The organism is Leptospira chreensis, from assembly GCF_016919165.1.
Classification (GTDB): Bacteria; Spirochaetota; Leptospiria; order Leptospirales; family Leptospiraceae; genus Leptospira_A; species Leptospira_A chreensis.
Genome location: NZ_JAFFPS010000011.1, coordinates 1 through 18388, shown reverse-complemented (window position 1 = coordinate 18388; position 18388 = coordinate 1). Strand labels below are relative to the sequence as shown.

The following is an 18388-nucleotide window of genomic DNA, read 5'->3' as shown; positions in this document are numbered from 1 at the left end:
GAAAATTCAAATCGAATCGATTGACGAAAATAAGCAAGTCCAAGAAAATTTGGGCATGTTAGAAATTTCCAATGACTTCAATTTAAAATCCTACGGTCGGTTTCCAGAAGAACTATCGGATCCCAAAAATTTTAAAGACCGCATGGTGGAAGTTTCCCGCCTTTTCCAAGCAATGGGTGAATCCTATTTACAACATTTAGGTGATGATTCCAAAGTCAGTGGATCCGAAAAAAAGAACCTCATCGAATTTTTAGAAAATATTTTACTCGTCCTTGTCATGCTTCGTAAAATCGATTTTACACCGGTCGACGAGGAAACCTATATTCGAAAGGACAGAGGTTTATTTGAACTAAGACTTCGGTTTACCGAAGGATCTGTATGGGAACTGAGTGGTTCCATCAAACCGGAATACAAAATGAAACAACGGGTATTTAAGGAATGGTTCAATACAACCTTTTCCACGGAAATCAAAACCTTCTATGCGGTTTATGGAAACGCGGGAATGGACAAGGTCATTACCCCTGATGAAAAAATCCAAATTACAAAACAGATAGACCGCATCATCGCTGAGATTGTGGAAATGATTGTATACATCGAAAGATTTATGTTATTTCAATAAAGTGATTTTTGGAGGATGAATGGATTCGTTAAAAACAGGAATTACTTTCCACGAAGAATTTTTAAAACACAATACGGGCCCAGGGCATCCAGAAACTCATCTGCGATTGGAATCTATATTAGATCATTTGAGTGATTTGCCTTCTAAGAATTTTCTGTGGGAAAAAGATTTTAAAGAAGCACCACTCTCCATTATTTCCTCCATTCATGATCCAAATTATGTTCGTTTGGTGGGAAAAACTTGCGAAGAAAAAGGATCTGGGTATTTGGATGGGGATACGGTTTTTTCTCCCCATTCTTTTCTTGCGGCAAGTCTTGCTGTGGGTGCCGGTCTTTACCTTGCTGATGAAGTCCTTTCGGGGAAACTAAAAAATGGAATGGCCCTCGTTCGTCCACCCGGCCATCACGCCGAGTCGGATCACGCTATGGGGTTTTGTATATTTAATAATATTGCTGTGACGGCAAAGTATCTACAATCGAAAGGAATCAAACGTATATTGATTTTGGATTGGGATGTCCATCATGGAAACGGCACACAACACCAGTTTTATGAAGATGATTCGGTTTATTTTGTTTCCCTTCACCAGTATCCTTTTTATCCAGGAACTGGGGCTTTGACTGAGCGAGGTAGGGGAAAGGGACTTGGAACCACTCTCAATCTTCCTTTAGCCCGTGGGGCTGGTGAATTTGAATACCTGCCTAACTTTGTTTCCATCCATCGCGAAATGGAAAAATTCCAACCAGAGTTTGTTTTGGTGTCAGCAGGATTTGATGCTCACGCCAGTGATCCATTAGGTGGTATGAACCTTCCCACTTCCTCTTATGAAATCTTTACCAAAGAAGTGATGAAAATTGCATATACTTATTCTAATGGTAAACTTATCTCCTTTTTGGAAGGAGGTTATGATTTTCAAGCCTTAGCAGAGTCGGTGAAGTTACACTTGGAAACCTTGGCGACCTAAGTTAATCGGCAGATGCCACACCGAAGACTACCTTCACCCAATGGATGAGGGGTCTTGCGCTAATGATGGAAAAATGATTTTGTTTGTTCAGTTCCAATGTTCGTAGGGCCGGATTTGTTTTTTTGTTAAAAACTTTATCTGTTAAGTAAGTGAGACTTTTTTTCTCAACAATCCCATCTCCCAGAAAATTCTGTAACGGATTTTCTGCTCCTTCCATCAGAGCATAGGCTTGGTAGACATCCATATCATCCAATTCACCGAAATAAGTTTCCCCAAAGTAACCAGAGATAGTCTCCATCCAACCTTTTTCCTCTTTACGGATGAGTCCAAATGATAAGTCTTTGATGGCATCACTGCGAAGGTTACCAATCATTCCAATGATCTTGAGAGCCACATTCGGACTTTTTTCAAATAAAAACCCTAACCAAAATCCAATTTTTTCTAAATACGAACCTTTGTTTGGTGCTGCAATGAGTACGATTTTTCCAAACTTGTGGATCCACTCTTTGTTTTCCAATTTTGCATGATAGAGACAAGACCTGAAAATGAGACAACCCAAACTATAACAAATAATATCTGGTTTGGCATTGGGATCTTCGTTAAAAAATACATCTAGTAGATGCATTAGTTTTTTCCCATTTTCATGGATCGGAAGTCCGTGATTGTATCGTAAATAAAAAGGATAGTATCCTTCTTCTTGTAAATCGGTGGCAAGGCCTGGAGAGGTAATTTTTCTCTCTTTGTATTCTACCGTTTGTTCCAACCAAACTGTTTCATCCGTAAAGAGACCTGGCAAAAATAAAACTGATTTTGTTTTTTTGGAATCCTTAAATGCGGCAATCGTTTCCTTAGCAGTAATATCTTTACCAATGGTTCGAAAGCTCATATCAATTTTTGTGAGTTTGAACTTTTGGTTGTGTGAACTTCCTAAAATACTCGATACCATGCGATTATCAAAAACCATATCATCTGTTTGTTTGGCAGTCAGTTCTACTTTGAAGAGGGCTTTGTCAAAAGCTTGGTTGGTTTGTTCTATGGTTTTTTGTAAACTATCATTGGATTTATGACCAGTTTCTTTGACTTGAACCCCTGCCTTTTGTAAGGCCTCTCTCCATTCCGGTTTATAAAAAAAAGCATTCGAAAGTAAATCCAGTCCTCCACCTGTACTAGTTAGGCTACCCTTAACTAAAAATTGAATGCCTTTGAGTAGGGAATCGGTTGTCTTTTGTGTGAGGGAAACTGTTTTTCCGGCGAGGGAATTGATAAGGATTTGGATCACGGGGGGAAATTTTACCTCAGTTTCCTTGGAAAGCGAGTGAAAAAAGTAAGTGAGTTACCTTTTCCAGCGGGGTTCGAAATCGCGTCGGGGCAAAAGGAAAGCGACTGCAAAAAGAGAGACGCTTAAGGTAGAAAACCATCGAAAAAAGAAAGCAGCTGGATAAGGAAAGTCGATGGAAAACTCGCATTTGGAAAACTAGTTAGCCGCTGGAAAACGGAATCGACTTCCTTTTGAAATCCAGTCTAGTTTTCCCGCACTAGAACAAAGCGAAACTTGAGGATGATTCTATTTCGTCGAGCATTTGGGTTATAAGGATATTATGATCGTGAGTGCGTTGTTTGAGCGGACTAGGTGACGACTGCTTTTAGAATTTTTATTGTTCTACACAAAGGAGGTAATAGGTAGCATCGCAGCTTTGACCACCGCCTGAACGAAACGCTGAGTAACTAGTGCTATCGGATGCACCAACTCGCCCACCTTCACTTGCTGTTGGTGTACTACCACCATTGGTCCAATCATCGCAAGAATTGGTAGACTGAGCTGTTGCTTTTTCCCAATAACTTGATTGAGCAAATCCAGTCCAAAAATACCTGGTAGTTCCTGAAGCAAAAGATTGACTCAACATATTTGCTGCTGGTGCATTCACAATTCCTTCAGTATTCGCTGTGAATAAGGCAGCCGCATCGGCGGCTCTGATATAAATTCGACCGGATTGAAAAACCCAGTCAATGTTTTCGCTCACTCCTCCACCGCAATTGGAAGAAGAACAAGCTCGTCGATTGACTCCATCGGTTAACATTGCTTTGTAAGTTCCTGTCGCCGGTTTGTTGGTGTCTGCATTACATTTTAAATCGGCACCTGTCGGACCGTTAGCTGCGGCTCCTTGTAAATTCCCATTGAATGTGGCTGCAGTAATAAAAACTTTGTATACCGTTGGTTCAATGCGAATGGTGATATTTTCGCCATCAGAATTGGTTCCATCGGTTGCTGTAACGGTATAAGTCGTTCCTGCTTGCGAACTTGTAGGCGTCCCGGAGATCACACAAGTGCTGGTATTAAGATTGAGACCACTTGGCAATGGAGGTGCCACAGAACAGGAAGTATGCGAAAAGCTAATTGTCGGTGTGAGTGTGGGGGCCGCTGCGTTTTGTTGAAAAATAAAGGAACTACCCGTATAAACAATATTTATATTTCTGTGACTGATGGGGATACTTCCTGAGACACTGTTATAAAAAGTATCTGTACTACTTGCAGTGATGCTGAGCGAAGATGTATCTAAAATTTGAGTAGCGGATGCCAAACTGACTGTTTGGACAGCACTATAATTTCCTGGAGTAAATGTTAAAACGTTTGTTAGTGGAGAGTTTGAACCATTGACCTGCAATTTGGATGAAGTAAACGTGAGTGTTATGGTCACATTTGCCGTTGGTAATTTCACAAGTGAGATCCCAAAATTTTGTGGAGTTCCATAAGTCAGTAAAACGCTGGCTGCCGAAACATTGATCTTCGCGGAAGAAGAAACCCCAATTGCAGTTGTGGTCGTTGTGACAGGGTTTAGGCCGTTGATGAGAGTGAAGAGGAGTTCATCACGAGGATTGACTTGGTTACAAGAAAAGAACCAACCGAAACATAGAAAGGAAACAAATATATGAATGCGCATGTTTCCCTCCCTCCAATAACAAAAACAAGTAATCGACTTACCTTTTTCAAGTATCGGAGAAAGAAAGGCAGTTACAAGTGAAATTCTTGGCTCAAGTAATTGGAGGATCGTTCCCTCAGTACTTCCCCTAGAAGATTACGTCCCATTTCATTGTCTTTAAAACTCACAACAGTGCGGATGGAAAAAACGCGAAGTGCATCAGAAACCGAAAGCGTCCCATCAGCAGAATCCTTTCGACCGGAAAAAGGGAAGGAATCAGGCCCACGTTGGCACTGAGTGTTCCAATTCACACGAGCCACTTGGTTTACAAGTATGTCGATGAGTTTGCCTACTGTTTTTGGATCTTTACCAAAGACACTGGCTTGTTGACCCATATTGGATTGAAAAATATAATTTAGCGGTTCATCGACGGAAGAAAAAGGAACAATGGGAACCAGCGGACCAAACTGTTCTTCGTGATACAAACGTGCGTTTGGTGATACAGGGGAAAGAATCGCAGGGAACATGAAGGATTCGTTGATGGCACCGCCACCTGGATTTAGAATTTTTGCCCCCAGCGTTGTGGCATCATCCAAAAGTTCCTTTAACCATTTTGTTTTTCCTTCTTCGGGGAGCGGTGTAAAATTTACATCTGCATCCCAAGGCATCCCAGCTTTCCATTTGGAGAATTCTTCCAAATAAAGTTTTGTAAACTCATCCAATATATCTTTGTGAACAAAAAGAATTTTTAGCGCTGTACATCTTTGCCCATTATAAGCGAGTGATCCAGATACGATTTCGGGAATCATTGTTTTTAAATCTGTATCAGGTAAAACAATCGCAGGATTCTTTGCGTTTAGTCCTAAAACGGACCTTAGGCGGTTGAGTTTAGGATGTTTTTTGGTTATGAGATTGGCAGTGGAACTGGATCCAATGAATGCAAAAACATCAATTTTCCCAGATTCCATAATGGGAGAAATGACTTTGGATCCATCGCCATAGACAGTGTTGATCACACCCGGTGGGAATGCTTTTTGAAAACATTCGAGGAGTGGTTGGAGGAGGAGAACTCCGTATTTGGCTGGTTTGAAAACAACGGTATTTCCCATAAGGATGGCTGGAATAAGAGTGCAAAATGTTTCGTTTAACGGATAGTTAAATGGTCCCATACAGAGCACCACTCCGTAAGGGGACCGTTTGATTTGAGCGATGAGGCCACCTTCTTTGATATAGTTCGCAGAACTTGTTTCTAGTTCTTGTAAAGATTCGATGGTGTCGACTAGATATTCGATGGTTCGATCAAATTCTTTTGTGGCATCTTTTTCCGTTTTGCCAATTTCCCACATAAGAAGTAAAATGATTTGGTTTCGTTTGCCTTTCATGAGTTCAATAAACTTTCGAACGGCATCGATTCTTTCTTTGGGTGTGGCAATGGGCCAAACACCTGTTCCGTGGTTGTAAGCTTTTACGGCAGCATCTAAGGCGAGTAGACTTTGGTTGGCATCAAAGTTGGGGTAGGAGCCTAAAACCACCTGTTCCAATTTTCCATTCTGATTCAGAAAAATCGGAGATTTTACAATTTGAGATTCTCCCTCCCAGATCCGGATTTCTCCACCGAGAAGGTATTCTTTTTGATGGATGGGTTGGATGCGGTACTTTTCTGGAATGGAATCTTCAGTAGGAAAAACAAAGCTCATGATCCATGAATCGAATGGTGACCCGACTAAAAAAGCAACATTTTACGGAAAAGATCGGCCGATATAAAAAATATGGAACCATGGATGGACCAAAACAAAGAAGAGTGGGAGGCTTTGACCTTACGACTTTTCCGACGTGTAGAAGAATTGGAATCACTTATGGCAGAAGTGCAGAGTGACCTTGTTCGTTACCGGGCCGTCCGAGAAGAATGGTATCATTGGCATAGTGCCTGGAAGGAGGAATACGCCAAACGCGCGACCGGCTGAATTGGAAAAATCGTTTTCTGCAGGACCTCTCTTGGAAAATTAGTCCTATCCCATTCGAAAAAGGAATTCCCATGGCCGAAAAACCTCTCTCCCCCTTTGGTGAGTTAGCTCCCAGCACACCAGCCTCTCTATCTGATATCAAAAAGAACATTTACGGACGATACCTAGAAGAATTCAACGTTGGTGATATTTACGTCCACCCGCGCCAGTTCACAGTAGACAGAAGTTTTGCTCAGGAATTTGCTACTGTGTTTATGGATACAAACCCATTGTATCTTTCTGCTGAATATGCAAAAGCACATGGATTTGCTGACTTACTCGTTCACCCACTCATGGTTTTTAATTTGGCACTTTCGATTGGTGTTCAAAATAACAGTGAGAAGGCGCTTGCCAATCTCGGTTATTACAACGCACAATTTTTATTACCGGTATATCCGGGAGACACTCTCTCTTCTCGCACAAAAATTTTAGCAGTCGATGACAAAGGCCCTGAAAAACCGGGAATCGTTCATGTCAGAACTCTTTGCCTCAACCAAAAAAATGAAGTAGTTTTACAATACGAACGTAAAATCATGATCTATCAGTCCAATGGAAAACCGAAAGGAAATCCAAAACCTGGTGATGCGTCTGCCTATTTTCCAGAGTCAAAAACTCCAGCACTCAAACTTCCGAACCTCAAGTTTCCAACAGAGATGAAAGATGTCACTTGGGGACATACATACTTTGAAAATTTCAAACCAGGTCAAATTTATGTTCACCAAAATGGGAGAACCATTACCGATGAACACGTTCAGTGGACATTCCGCGTAGGAAACACTCACCCACTTCATTATGATAAATTGTATTCCGCAGGAATTTCCGGCCCTATGGGTGGAGAACCAGTGGTTTACGGTGGACTCGTATTTGGTTGGTTAGCTGGTATGGCATCACGTGATATTTCAGAAAATGCAATCTGGGAACTTGGTTTCACTGAAGGATACCATACACAACCTGCTTTTTCTGGAGATACAGTAACTTGTATTTCTAGAATTCTAACGACTGAAGACAAAGGAACTGAATACGGAATCCCTGCAGGTGAAGTCCAAATCCAGTTCATTGGTTTAAAAAATATCAAAGCAAACGATGCTTTAGATAAATTCGGTGCCGATCTTTTCCTTAAAGAAAATGATAAAAAGAAATTGGGCAAAGAAAAAATCCCAGAGAAAATCTTCGAAATCGAAAGAAGATTGATCATCAAAAAACAACCATAAGGTGAAACAATGAAAGTTACCATCCCCAAACGAATTCCGGATATGGAAGACATCGGGGATGGTGTCTTTAAAATTGTTCTCCCTCAGCCATTTTACGCTCCTAATAATATTTATTTGTATCAAGGAAACGATGGGCTTACCCTCATTGATTCGGGTTATATTGAATCCATTCCTATGTTACAAGCCTCCCTTAAAACAAAGGGATTTTCTTTTAAAGACATTCGCCATATCATTTATACACATAACCACTTAGATCATATCTCTTCTTCTTTGGTGCTTAAGTCCTATGCAAAAAATGTGACCTACTACGGGTATCGTTCGATGGCCGATGGAGTGGGAAATTATTTGGAATCGATGATGCTCTTTGAAGAAGCCACAGAAGACCTATTTCATAAAGCATTTGGTGATAAAGAAGAGCTCGATCGGATTTTGGAAGAATCACGTAAAGGTTGGCGCCAGTTCTTTAGTAAATTTCATGAAACAAAAAAAGGGGATCCCGTTCTACGAATTGATGTAGCCATCGACCATAATGACAGTTTGGAGTTAGGAGGAAGGCTCTTTCGGTTTTTGCATACGCCGGGTCATAATTTGTATCATATCACTCCCGTAGATCCATCCACCGGGATTTATTTTTCTGGAGATCTCATCATTGCGAACCTCACTGCTATTTATTCTGAAATGGATGGAAGTTTGGGAGATTATTATTTTACTCTATCTAAACTTTTGGAAGAGCCCATCAAACGTATGTTACCTGCTCATGGAAGCGAAATAGAAGATCCTAAGAAAACCATCACTCTTGTGAAAAAAACACTGAGTATTCTGGAAAAAGGAGTCCTTCGTCGTTTGCGTGAAGGTGAGTCCGATCTTAAAATTCTTATGGAAGCGGCTATTGGAAAAAAAGTCCATAATGGTGGTCACTTACCCACAGCCCTCGGACTGGTATACAGTATCATCCAAAAATTAGTTTTAGAAGGACAGATTCGAATCGAAAGACGAGAGAATGGTTATGAAGTTTTCCATTTTGTAAACTAAACTTACCATTTCCAGACTTCCACTTGTTTTCCTTTCCAAAACAAATATCCTTTTTGATCTTCCCATTCCTTTTTATAAGTCAAAATTCTAGACTTAGGCCATAAGATTTCATCAGTAAAATCTGGGACAAATACCGCATAACAAATATTTTTCGTCTTACATATCGATCCCGAATTCTTAATTTGTTCTAGTGGATAGGTTTTGATTCTATCTGAGATAAAGAATGATAAGTTGTACTGCGAGAATACAAAAATTCTCTCAGTGTTTTCAATGGTATCTATGGATTGATTAGAATTGGCTTTCTGTAGAGAATTTTCTACCTTCTTGGACTCTAAAGAAATCGATTCTTGCAGCTGGGAGAGAAGGAGGGGATTGACTACCTCTAAGTCCGCTTGGATTTCCTTTTCCATTGCGGGGTTTGCCCATGGACTTTTGATATTTGTATTTAAGGGAAAATTTTGATCGAGTGAGTTTTTCCAGAATAGACAAGCGAGAATCAAAAACGCGAAGGATAGAGAAATTTTTTTCGCTGATTGGAGCCATAAAATTCCAGTATAGAGAACAAAAGGAATGAGTGAATAACTGTAATACGTATATACCTCATGGTGCCAAGGTCTTGTGGATATTATATGCGTTGAGTATATAAACCCGATGCCCAAAAGCTCTGGTATCATTTGAAAGATTCCGAGTCCGCCACTGACCACCAACTCAAGGAAAATTTGAAATGATTTTTGAAATCCCGTAACCTGTTTGAATGCTACATGGTATTCTTGCGTCAAAACCTTGGTCCAGGTGACTGATTTGGATACATCAACAAACTTTGGATAAATGACAAAAACAAACCCAAGCCATATAGATATGATGGCGAATAGGAAAACTAATAAATGAAATTTGTTTTCTTTCGGAAAAGGCAGATTTTGTCTTTTCGATTTCCCAAAATCATATAAAAACTTAAGCAATACAGGAAGGAAAAAAAGAAAGAGGTAAATCCCAATGTCTTCCTTTTGTATCAGATAAAGGAGAAGTGATAAGATTAAAATACTATAATAGATCCAACGAATCGAAGAAGGTGAGTTCTCTAGTTTTGTTCTTTGTTCCCAAATATAAAAAAAGAAGAATCCAAAAAGAATAACAAGGATCTCATAATGAAAACTGGATCCAATCCGGTAGAGATACAATTGGTTGGTCACAAGAACCCAGAAGACTAAGAATTTGATTCCTAACTCCTTGGGATTTTTTTTAGTGATTCGGTACGCCCAAAGAAGCCATAGGATGGTTCCTAATTGGTAAATGAAAAACACTCCTACGGCAAGTCCCCACCGGTTCGGAATCAAACTGACAAAGGGAGATAAGACCGCCATTCCGGGTGCAAAGTGGTGTGGGAGAAAACTTCCTTGTCCCGATTCTGAATAATACGCACTCGTAAAACCTTCGCCTCTCGCAATCGAGAGAAGAATATCTGAAAGGCCAATATAGTCCGCATCCTGAAACAAAAAGACTTCAGCAATCGCTGTAGTTAGGTGGAATGCGTGGTATGTGCTTCCGAGTGAAAATAAAATACAACTGATACAAAGTAAGTAGGGGAGGGCAGAGATATTTTTTTCTGATAACGAATCGAAAATAAATGATTTGGTTTTGGACTTCCTTTCTTTCCAGAAACTAACAATCGCGAGTAGGAATAAAAAAAGAAATACCCCCTTTTGGAAGGGGGCATGAAAGTGTTTAGGAGAAATAAAGAGAAAAGGAGAAACTAAGCTGAATAAAAAAAATAAATAAACCACTTAACGAATGAAGTAGAGAACCTTCCTCTCGCCGATCCGTTCCCGATTGATTTCGACTCGATTTCTATAGTAAAAACCTTTTTCCGGAAATGACTTTGAGAAAAATTCAAACAAATCCATTTCGAATAACAACATACATTCGGCAACGTCCGTCGCACCGATAGACATTGCTTCCTTTGTATCTACCATAACATGACGTGAGTTAATAAAATCTGGTTGGATTTCGTCCGCAATCAGGTCGAAGTTTGTTTTGGTGATGGTTCCACCAACAGAAGTTTTTTTTCCTCTGCTTTTTGCTTCCGAAATGATTTTTTTTGCAACCCTTGTGACTTCTTTGTCATCTGGTTTTTTGTCCATAGAAGCACTTAGATCTGATCTAGCGGCTGTTACTTGTTCTAAAGCTTGAAAAGATGCCGAATCAAAAATATCCATCAAGTTTCGATATCCGGTGATCGTTTCCATATTGATCGATTTGTTATAAGATTCGTATTCGGAGGGAGTGAGAAGGTTCTTCATGGTTTGGATGAAGTTTTTCAGCGCATACTCAGACTCCACCATAGGCGCAGAAATCCCTGAAACTCCAATCCTTTGGCAAATCCGGATATCGTTTCTGGCTTCCGGGCCACCAATTTTGACATAGAGAGGTAAAATACCGGCGGTGATCGTTTTTAGAAGGGAGATTTCCTCTTCTCCCATATCCTCGGTTTCCGTTCCTGTTTTGATGCAGACAAAAGAGTAATTCTCTTTCATCTCCAGTAAGGTTTTTCGTAAAACGTGGATTGATGTTTCCATAAGTAGAAGATCTCCATGTATGGTATCGTCGATTCCCGAAAATAGTACAAGTCTTTTGCGCTTTTTTTCCCCCTTTCTTGACAGAAAATTCCAATTCCCTAGCTTCGAACCTATGGGAATATTCTCCTCCGTCTTCCGATCCAAACCAAAACAAGAACCTAAAGAATTGCCAAAAGAGGGAGCGGCCGCTTCCGGAATTTCCTTCGGGATCATTGTCGTTCTCGTTTTTGCCTTCAAATCATCTATATTAGATGCAAATAATATTCCCTCTGGTTCGATGATCCCCACACTCAAAATTGGGGACTTTTTATTCGTCAATAAAATGCGGTATTCGTTCCGTATGCCATTTACGGAAAAGGAACTCTTCCGCATTGATGATCCGAAACGTGGCGATATTGTAACCTTTATCCCACCAGCAACAGCCCTTGCCCAAGAAGAATCGAGAACAGGAATTTTTGCCAAAAGATTCGTAAAACGAGTTGTGGGACTTCCTGGAGATACAATTCGAATCACAAGAAAATATATCGATACAAAAGATAGAGGAAGAGTACACTTTGCACTCGTTGAGTATAAAGAAGTCGGTGCTACTGATTTTCAATCGTATTCACCAAACGAAGTCCCCATTGGAAAAGAACTTTCTGATTTGGATAACTTAGAAGCCACACAAAGAGCACTTTTTAAAGAAGTGAAACCTGGGTTCGAACATTTCATTCTGGAAGGTTTTGAAGATGATCGTCGTGCTCATATTTTCGAGTATTGTGATTTTTTGCATGGTTGTCAGATTCCGGAAGGCCAATACATGGTGATGGGTGACAATCGCGATGACTCTCACGATTCACGCGCTTGGGGATTTGTAAAACGAGAAGATATTTTGGGTAAGGCACTCATCATTTATTTTTCTATTGATTGGAAAGACTCCACTTGTGAATACAAAGATGGTCAAGAGTTGGCAGAAAAAGGACCAGAGATTGCTGAACGTTTTGAAGGTGAGTCTTTGGATCGTCGATGCCATTATTCTGAGATTTTTTCCTCACATAATTCTCGTTATCGGGACGATGAATCTAGATTCGGATGGATTGAAAGAACTCTACGTTACCGATTGTGGAGACTCAGTGTCAGGTGGGATCGGATTGGTCGCATCCTCCAATGACGGAAGAACCCAAACAACCTTCTGATAAAAAACCGGAGAAGTCGCCAATGGCTATGGCCGGCGCCGGTTTTGAGTTTGTATCTTCCATCGCCGTTTTTGTGGTGGGAGGATACTACCTTGACGAATATTTGAAAACAGAACCTCTCTGGCTTCTCATTGGTTTTTTCTTTGGGTTTTTCTTAGCTTTCTATTCCCTCATCAAACGAGCCAAAGAAAACGAATAACAAGATCCTTTGTATTTTTTTGTGACCATCTCGAATGGCTTCGCAAGACGCCCGCATCGGGAAAAAGATTTCGATCTGGTTCCTAATAAATTCTTGACGACGATGACAAATCCCAAAAATCTTGAGAGAGATGGCTACAGAGACAAGCAATAACTACGAGATCATGGATTCCATGCCCGTTCTTGGATTGTCTAGCTATGTCCTCTCTACCCTCGTCGTCGTTGTAGTCTCCTCATACATACGTAGCTTTCTGTCATAATACTCCCTCGTTTCCTCGGTCGACAGAAAGCAAAGTCGACGGGGAAACCACATAAGAGAGGGTTTTTATGCGGGAACAAATTACCGTTAGTCAATATATCATACGTTTTTTAGAATCTAAAGGAATCAACTGGATACCGGGTGTCCCAGGTGGAACTATCTTACCATTATACGAAAATTTGGCTGCGTCTAACATAGAACATGTGTTGGCTCGGCATGAACAAGGCGCCGGATTCATTGCACAAGGTAGAGCAAGGAGTACAGGCGAGGTAAGTGCTGTATTTGTTTCTTCGGGGCCAGGAGTTGCCAATCTCATCACTGCAGTTGCCGATGCCCAAAGAGATTCCATTCCTATTTTGATTTTTTCTGGACAAGTTCCTTTGGCTTTAACTGGGACAGATGCCTTCCAGGAATTACCAACAGCGAGTATCGTATCTCCTCTTGTGAAAAGGGTTTATAAGATTGAAGAGGCAAATCAAATTATCGAAATTTTGGACGAAGCCTATGATTTATCTGGTTCTGGAAAAATGGGGCCCGTTTGGATTGATTTACCCAAAGACATCCAAACACAAAGGATTGAGATAGCTAGTGATCATCTTTCGATAAACTTACAGGAGAAGGAAGGATCACTTGCGAGTAAGGAATCAGAAGAAGACATCACAGATGAAAGTTTGAATTTATTTTTACAAGAATTTAAATCTCTGATTGAAGGTTCTCAGTTCCCCTTACTTTATTTAGGTGGTGGTGCTAAAAAAGAATATTTGCGTTTACGAGATTTTGTTTCTCGTTTTCAAATTCCTGCAGTAACCACCTTAATGGGTTTGGGTATTTTTGAAAAAAACGATCCCATGAATTTAGGAATGATGGGAATGCACGGAACCGTTGTTGCCAATGAAGCATTAGGTGTTTGTGACCTTCTCATTGCCATTGGAGTTCGATTTGATGATCGTGCCACGGGTGCCATTCAAAAGTTTTGTAACCAAGCAAAGATCATTCATATCGATATTGATGCTCGTGAAATTGGAAAAAATAAATCAGTTTCTTTAAGTTTACAAAAAGATATCTCTGAAGTTCTTCCATTTCTCATTGAAGAAGACTTTTGCATTCAAAACAAAAATGCTTTAGCACAAATAGAAACCTGGAGAGAAATCCCGGTAGAACATCCAATGAAAGATATACTTTTAGATTTTGCTTCTGTTTTGCCTGAAGGGGATCACTACATTCTGACGGATGTAGGCCAACACCAGATGTGGGTGGCCCAATATTTCCCTTTCTTAAATCCTAAATCTTGGATCACTTCTGGTGGGCAAGGGACGATGGGATTTGGCCTTCCTACGGCTATTGGTGTGGCACTTAGCAACAGAGAAGCCCACGTGTTTTGTTTTTCTGGTGATGGTTCCATAATGATGAATTTACAAGAGTTATCTACTTTAAAAGAGCAGGAGCTTAATGTTAAGATCATCTTAATCAATAATGAACATTTGGGTCTTGTGAAACAACAACAGGATTTGTTTTACGGAAGTAAACACTCTGGATCCAAGTTTCATTTTCATCCCGACTTTTCGTTGTTATGCCAATCATTTGGAATTGGGTATTCGGAATGGGACTGGAGTTTAGGAACTGAAGAACTACAAAGGGTTTTAGAAATCAAGGGGCCGGCTATGATTGAAGTGAGAATCCCTTCGAGTTGGGGGGTGTATCCTTTTGTTCCTGGAGGAAAATCGAATCAGGAATACATCCTAGAAAGAATCGTAACGTGAAATTTGACTCCGAGGGAAAGTTTCCCTCGGATCACCAAGTATTTGTTAAATGGCTTTGTTTCCTCGTTCTCCGCTGCGAATGCGGATCACTTCTTCTAAAGGCATAACAAAGATTTTTCCATCTCCAATTTTACCTTCAGGCCCTGTTTTCGCCGCTTTCAAAATGGCATCTACAGTGGGCTTTACAAACTCATCGTTGACTGCGATTTCCAAACGTACCTTTCTGAGTAGGTTTACTTGGTATTCATGTCCACGAAATACTTCAGTTTTCCCTTTTTGTTGGCCGTAACCTTGGACATCACTTACGGTCAATCGATAGATTTCGTTTTTAGTAAGTTCGTTTTTTACTTCTTCCAGTTTGTGTGGTTGGATGATTGCGATGACTAATTTCATATTGATTACCTGATATCATATCCTTTTTCACCGTGGATTTCTTGATCGAGTCCGGTGATTTCTTTATCTTCTTCGATTCTAAAACCAATTGTCTTCTCGATAATGAGCGCGAGTATATAAGAGACTACGAATGAATATATACCCGTTGCTATGACACTCACTACTTGAGCGGTCAATTGATTTCCTAAAGTCATTCCTTCTGCCAATTCCAATGCGAATAATCCAGTAAGGATCGCGCCGAATGCACCGCCTGCACCATGGATACCAAAAGCATCGAGGGTATCGTCATAACGAAGTTTACCTTTAAGTAAAATTGCTAGATAACATACAGGGGATACCAAAGCTCCCATGATTAAGGCTCCTTGGACTCCCACATAACCAGAAGCAGGTGTGATGACTACAAGCCCCGCTACGATTCCAGAAGCTGCTCCGAGGGCCGTTGCTTTTTTTGTATGTAACCATTCAATGAGTAACCAACTTGCTCCTGCAGCAGCGGGTGCAATGAGTGTTACTAAAAATGCTCTGGCAGCAAGTCCATTGACAGCAAGACCAGATCCAGCATTGAAACCAAACCAACCAAACCACAATAGACCTGATCCAAGTAGCGTGTAAGTCATGTTATTTGGATGAGTCAGTAACCCGGCATCACCTTTTCGTTTTCCGATGACGATCGCAGCCGCAAGCCCGGCAATCCCTGAGATCAAATGGACAACAGTTCCTCCTGCAAAATCAAGAGCATTCATTTTTAATAACCAACCGGAATCAGACCAGACCCAATGTGCCACTGGATCATAAACTAACGTGGACCAAACGAGAATGAAAACTACATAAGCGGAGAGTTTGATTCTTTCTGCAATCGCACCAGAGATAAGCGCTGGTGTGATGATTGCAAACATACCTTGGAATAGGAAGTGCACATAGGTAGGGATAGAACCTTTTACCGAATCGATATCAATTCCATTTAGGAACGCTAAATCAAAATTCCCGATATAAGGATTATCTCCAGAAAAAGCAAAACTATATCCAAAGATTGTCCATTGTAATGTCATTACAATGATGGCGACAAAACTATGCATCATTGTCGAAAGGACGTTTTTGGATCGGACGATACCACCATAGAACAAGGCAAGTCCAGGGATCATAAAAAACACAAATGCAGACGAAACCAACATCCATGCAGTGTCTGATTTATCGATGACAGCGGGTGTTGGAATTTCCCCTTCTGCAGCTAGGAATCCCGGTAAAAGGAAGAGTAGGCATACCAACAAAGGTCGTAAGACCAATTGTATTTTCATTGTTTGCTCCAAATATCTTTTTTGAAATGAGAAATAAAATTCGTATCATTACGAACGATTTGTCTCTGAAAGCTAGTAAATTCTGCAAAACTAAGAACTTTTTTGTAAAAAATCTGAAGGAACCCCGAAGGTGATGGTCAGATTCGTTTGGTTGTGGTAAGGCGAAGGTATTGGGTGGCGGGTCCAGTTCCCCACCCAAATCAGGGCGGGGATATATAAATTCACCTCCCACCTACTAAAAACCTAAGAATTCCCCCGAAAATTTCAATAAAAAGCTTGAACAAAATTAAATTGTGCACAATCTAATTGTTACGTAGGGAGATCTAATATGTCAGATGAATTTTACAAAATCAAGGTGAAACGAGGATCCGAAGAAGTTCCAATGGAGCAGTTCAAGGATAAGGTTCTTTTGATTGTGAACACGGCAAGTGAGTGTGGTTTCACTCCACAATACAAAGGCCTTCAGGAAACTTATGATCGTTGGAAGGGAAAAGGTTTGGAAGTGTTGGCATTTCCTTGTAACCAATTTGGAGAACAGGAACCTGGAACGGACGCAGAAATCAAATTATTTTGCGAACGAACATTTTTAACAACGTTCCCTATTTTTTCTAAACTTGAAGTGAATGGGCCCAATACAGACTCACTTTATCTACATCTCAAAAAACAAGCTCCAGGAATTTTTGGTTCCCTAGACATCAAATGGAATTTTACAAAATTTTTAATCGATAAGAATGGAAACGTTGTTAAGCGATATGCACCAATTACAAAACCAGAAGCCATCGAAAAGGACATTGAAAAACTTGTCCAAGGTTAAGAGCCCTACAGATGAGGTTCTTCTTTTGAAGAACCAAATTTGTTTTTCGTTGTATTCTTCGATGCATCGATTGATGAAAATCTACCGTCCGCTACTTGCGGCGGTGGGACTCACATATCCACAATACCTTGTTATGTTAGTTCTTTGGGAAGAGGAGGAAAACACTGTTAGCGGGCTTGGGGAGCGATTACAATTAGATTCGGGAACATTGACACCATTATTAAAACGATTGGAACAAAGTGGGTTGATCCAACGAAAGAGAAATCCTGATGATGAACGCGTTGTGATTGTTAGTCTCACAAAAAATGGAAAACAATTGCGCGAAAAAGCAAAAGCCATCCCGGAGCAAATTTTTTGTTTATCTGGTATTGAGGAGAAACAAGCATTTCAACTAAAGGAAATTTTGGATCAATTTGCTTCTATCTAAATAGAGGATTTTGATTTCGGCATTTAATTTTCTCTTTTATACTTGACGATAGAACCTAAATCTCCGAATCATTCAACATTATTCGATGTTAGTTTGTCTTTTGAGTTATTGAAATTGAAACCAACTGTTTATTTGTTTAGATCCTCATTACCGATTTGTTTTTGTGTAATTCTCTTTTTCATCTCCTGTAAAAATACTCTTACCGATAATCCATGTGATCCCAACGAAGCTACTTTCCGTAACAACTTGCTAGTAAAATGGGCAACTTCCGATTACAGTCAAACTTGCGGCAAAACCTATTTACCTTCAACACCAAAAGAGATTTTAGAGTATTCCATTCCCAGTCTTGGTATCACGGGATTGATTCGTGATAATCAAATTGTTATTACTTCTGAAACCATTACTTCCATTGCGTCTTATACTGCTCATTTCAAAACGAATGGTATTTCTGTAACAGTGAATGGTATCGAACAAATTAGCGGTGTTACTTCAAACTCTTATGCGGTACCGTTAAAATACATTGTCAAAGGTGTGGATGGGAATACCAACGAATATACTGTGCAAATGGTAGCGCCACGTGTTCTAGGTGGTGGATCCCTTCGCCTTTGGTTTAAGGCTGACCAACTAACATTAAATGATGGAGATGGAATCGCAACTTGGACGGATGTGAGTGGGTATGGGAATCATATTGTTCAAGCAAATACCATCCAAAGGCCAGTGTTTCGAATGAACCAAGCCAATGGTTATCCA

At 40.3% G+C, this 18388-nt stretch carries 17 protein-coding genes and 1 pseudogene; 11 read left to right on the top strand and 7 right to left on the bottom strand.

The window, feature by feature from the left end; genetic code table 11:
- Positions 1–55: 55 nt before the first annotated feature.
- Positions 56–619: a hypothetical protein gene (locus tag JWG41_RS04070; RefSeq protein ID WP_205268673.1), complete on the top strand. Its 564-nt coding sequence runs from the start codon at positions 56–58 to the stop codon at positions 617–619.
- Positions 620–638: 19 nt separating this feature from the next.
- Complete coding sequence (locus JWG41_RS04065) at positions 639–1580, top strand: histone deacetylase family protein (RefSeq protein ID WP_205268672.1); 942 nt, start codon at positions 639–641, stop codon at positions 1578–1580.
- 1 nt (position 1581) lies between these two features.
- Here the strand turns inward: JWG41_RS04065 and JWG41_RS04060 are convergent, their stop codons facing one another.
- The 3 genes from JWG41_RS04060 to JWG41_RS04050 all read right to left on the bottom strand — a co-directional run bounded on the left by JWG41_RS04060 (position 1582) and on the right by JWG41_RS04050 (position 6195).
- On the bottom strand, positions 1582–2859 hold the full coding sequence (locus tag JWG41_RS04060; protein ID WP_205268671.1) for an esterase/lipase family protein: 1278 nt from the start codon (positions 2857–2859) through the stop codon (positions 1582–1584).
- 373 nt (positions 2860–3232) lie between these two features.
- Complete coding sequence (locus JWG41_RS04055; RefSeq protein WP_205268670.1) at positions 3233–4519, bottom strand: DUF1554 domain-containing protein; 1287 nt, start codon at positions 4517–4519, stop codon at positions 3233–3235.
- A 71-nt stretch (positions 4520–4590) separates the two neighbouring features.
- The gene (locus tag JWG41_RS04050) at positions 4591–6195 is read right to left on the bottom strand and encodes an NADP-dependent glyceraldehyde-3-phosphate dehydrogenase (protein ID WP_205268669.1); all 1605 of its coding nucleotides are present in this window, start codon (positions 6193–6195) and stop codon (positions 4591–4593) included.
- Positions 6196–6279: 84 nt separating this feature from the next.
- Here JWG41_RS04050 and JWG41_RS04045 point away from each other — a divergent pair, with 84 nt between their 5' ends.
- From JWG41_RS04045 to JWG41_RS04035, 3 genes are all read left to right on the top strand, one after another.
- Positions 6280–6462 carry a hypothetical protein gene (locus JWG41_RS04045; protein WP_205268668.1) on the top strand — a complete coding sequence of 61 codons (183 nt, stop codon included), beginning with the start codon at positions 6280–6282 and terminating at the stop codon, positions 6460–6462.
- 71 nt (positions 6463–6533) lie between these two features.
- Positions 6534–7712: a MaoC family dehydratase gene (locus JWG41_RS04040; protein WP_205268667.1), complete on the top strand. Its 1179-nt coding sequence runs from the start codon at positions 6534–6536 to the stop codon at positions 7710–7712.
- A gap of 9 nt (positions 7713–7721) precedes the next feature.
- The gene (locus JWG41_RS04035; protein ID WP_205268666.1) at positions 7722–8744 is read left to right on the top strand and encodes an MBL fold metallo-hydrolase; all 1023 of its coding nucleotides are present in this window, start codon (positions 7722–7724) and stop codon (positions 8742–8744) included.
- Between the two features lie 2 nt (positions 8745–8746).
- On the opposite strand, the gene JWG41_RS04030 is transcribed toward JWG41_RS04035, so the two are convergent.
- Together JWG41_RS04030 and JWG41_RS04025 are read right to left on the bottom strand one after the other, a co-directional pair.
- Positions 8747–10525, bottom strand: a complete 1779-nt coding sequence (locus tag JWG41_RS04030) for a DUF2079 domain-containing protein (protein ID WP_205268665.1) — start codon at positions 10523–10525, stop codon at positions 8747–8749.
- Positions 10526–11317: an aldolase gene (locus JWG41_RS04025; RefSeq protein ID WP_205268664.1), complete on the bottom strand. Its 792-nt coding sequence runs from the start codon at positions 11315–11317 to the stop codon at positions 10526–10528. It lies immediately after the preceding gene.
- Positions 11318–11429: 112 nt separating this feature from the next.
- Here JWG41_RS04025 and lepB point away from each other — a divergent pair, with 112 nt between their 5' ends.
- The 3 genes from lepB (at position 11430) to ilvB (ending at position 14709) form a co-directional block, all read left to right on the top strand.
- On the top strand, positions 11430–12467 hold the full coding sequence (lepB, locus tag JWG41_RS04020) for a signal peptidase I (RefSeq protein WP_408611717.1): 1038 nt from the start codon (positions 11430–11432) through the stop codon (positions 12465–12467).
- The gene (locus JWG41_RS04015) at positions 12464–12691 is read left to right on the top strand and encodes an AtpZ/AtpI family protein (RefSeq protein WP_205268662.1); all 228 of its coding nucleotides are present in this window, start codon (positions 12464–12466) and stop codon (positions 12689–12691) included. The genes lepB and JWG41_RS04015 overlap by 4 nt, the downstream gene beginning before the upstream one ends.
- A 326-nt stretch (positions 12692–13017) precedes the next feature.
- Positions 13018–14709 (top strand): biosynthetic-type acetolactate synthase large subunit, encoded by a 1692-nt coding sequence (ilvB, locus tag JWG41_RS04010; protein WP_205268661.1) that lies wholly within the window; start codon positions 13018–13020, stop codon positions 14707–14709.
- 45 nt (positions 14710–14754) lie between these two features.
- Here ilvB and JWG41_RS04005 read toward each other — a convergent pair whose 3' ends face one another.
- Together JWG41_RS04005 and JWG41_RS04000 are read right to left on the bottom strand one after the other, a co-directional pair.
- Positions 14755–15102 carry a P-II family nitrogen regulator gene (locus JWG41_RS04005; RefSeq protein WP_002975072.1) on the bottom strand — a complete coding sequence of 116 codons (348 nt, stop codon included), beginning with the start codon at positions 15100–15102 and terminating at the stop codon, positions 14755–14757.
- A gap of 5 nt (positions 15103–15107) precedes the next feature.
- A complete protein-coding gene (locus tag JWG41_RS04000; RefSeq protein ID WP_205268660.1) occupies positions 15108–16397 on the bottom strand; it encodes an ammonium transporter in 1290 nt (429 codons plus the stop codon).
- A 328-nt stretch (positions 16398–16725) separates the two neighbouring features.
- Here JWG41_RS04000 and JWG41_RS03995 point away from each other — a divergent pair, with 328 nt between their 5' ends.
- The 3 genes and pseudogenes from JWG41_RS03995 to JWG41_RS03985 all read left to right on the top strand — a co-directional run.
- The gene (locus tag JWG41_RS03995; protein ID WP_205268659.1) at positions 16726–17211 is read left to right on the top strand and encodes a glutathione peroxidase; all 486 of its coding nucleotides are present in this window, start codon (positions 16726–16728) and stop codon (positions 17209–17211) included.
- Between the two features lie 73 nt (positions 17212–17284).
- Complete coding sequence (locus JWG41_RS03990) at positions 17285–17638, top strand: MarR family winged helix-turn-helix transcriptional regulator (RefSeq protein WP_015680804.1); 354 nt, start codon at positions 17285–17287, stop codon at positions 17636–17638.
- Positions 17639–17884: 246 nt separating this feature from the next.
- Positions 17885–18388: pseudogene (locus JWG41_RS03985) on the top strand (DUF5018 domain-containing protein); the annotation flags it as partial.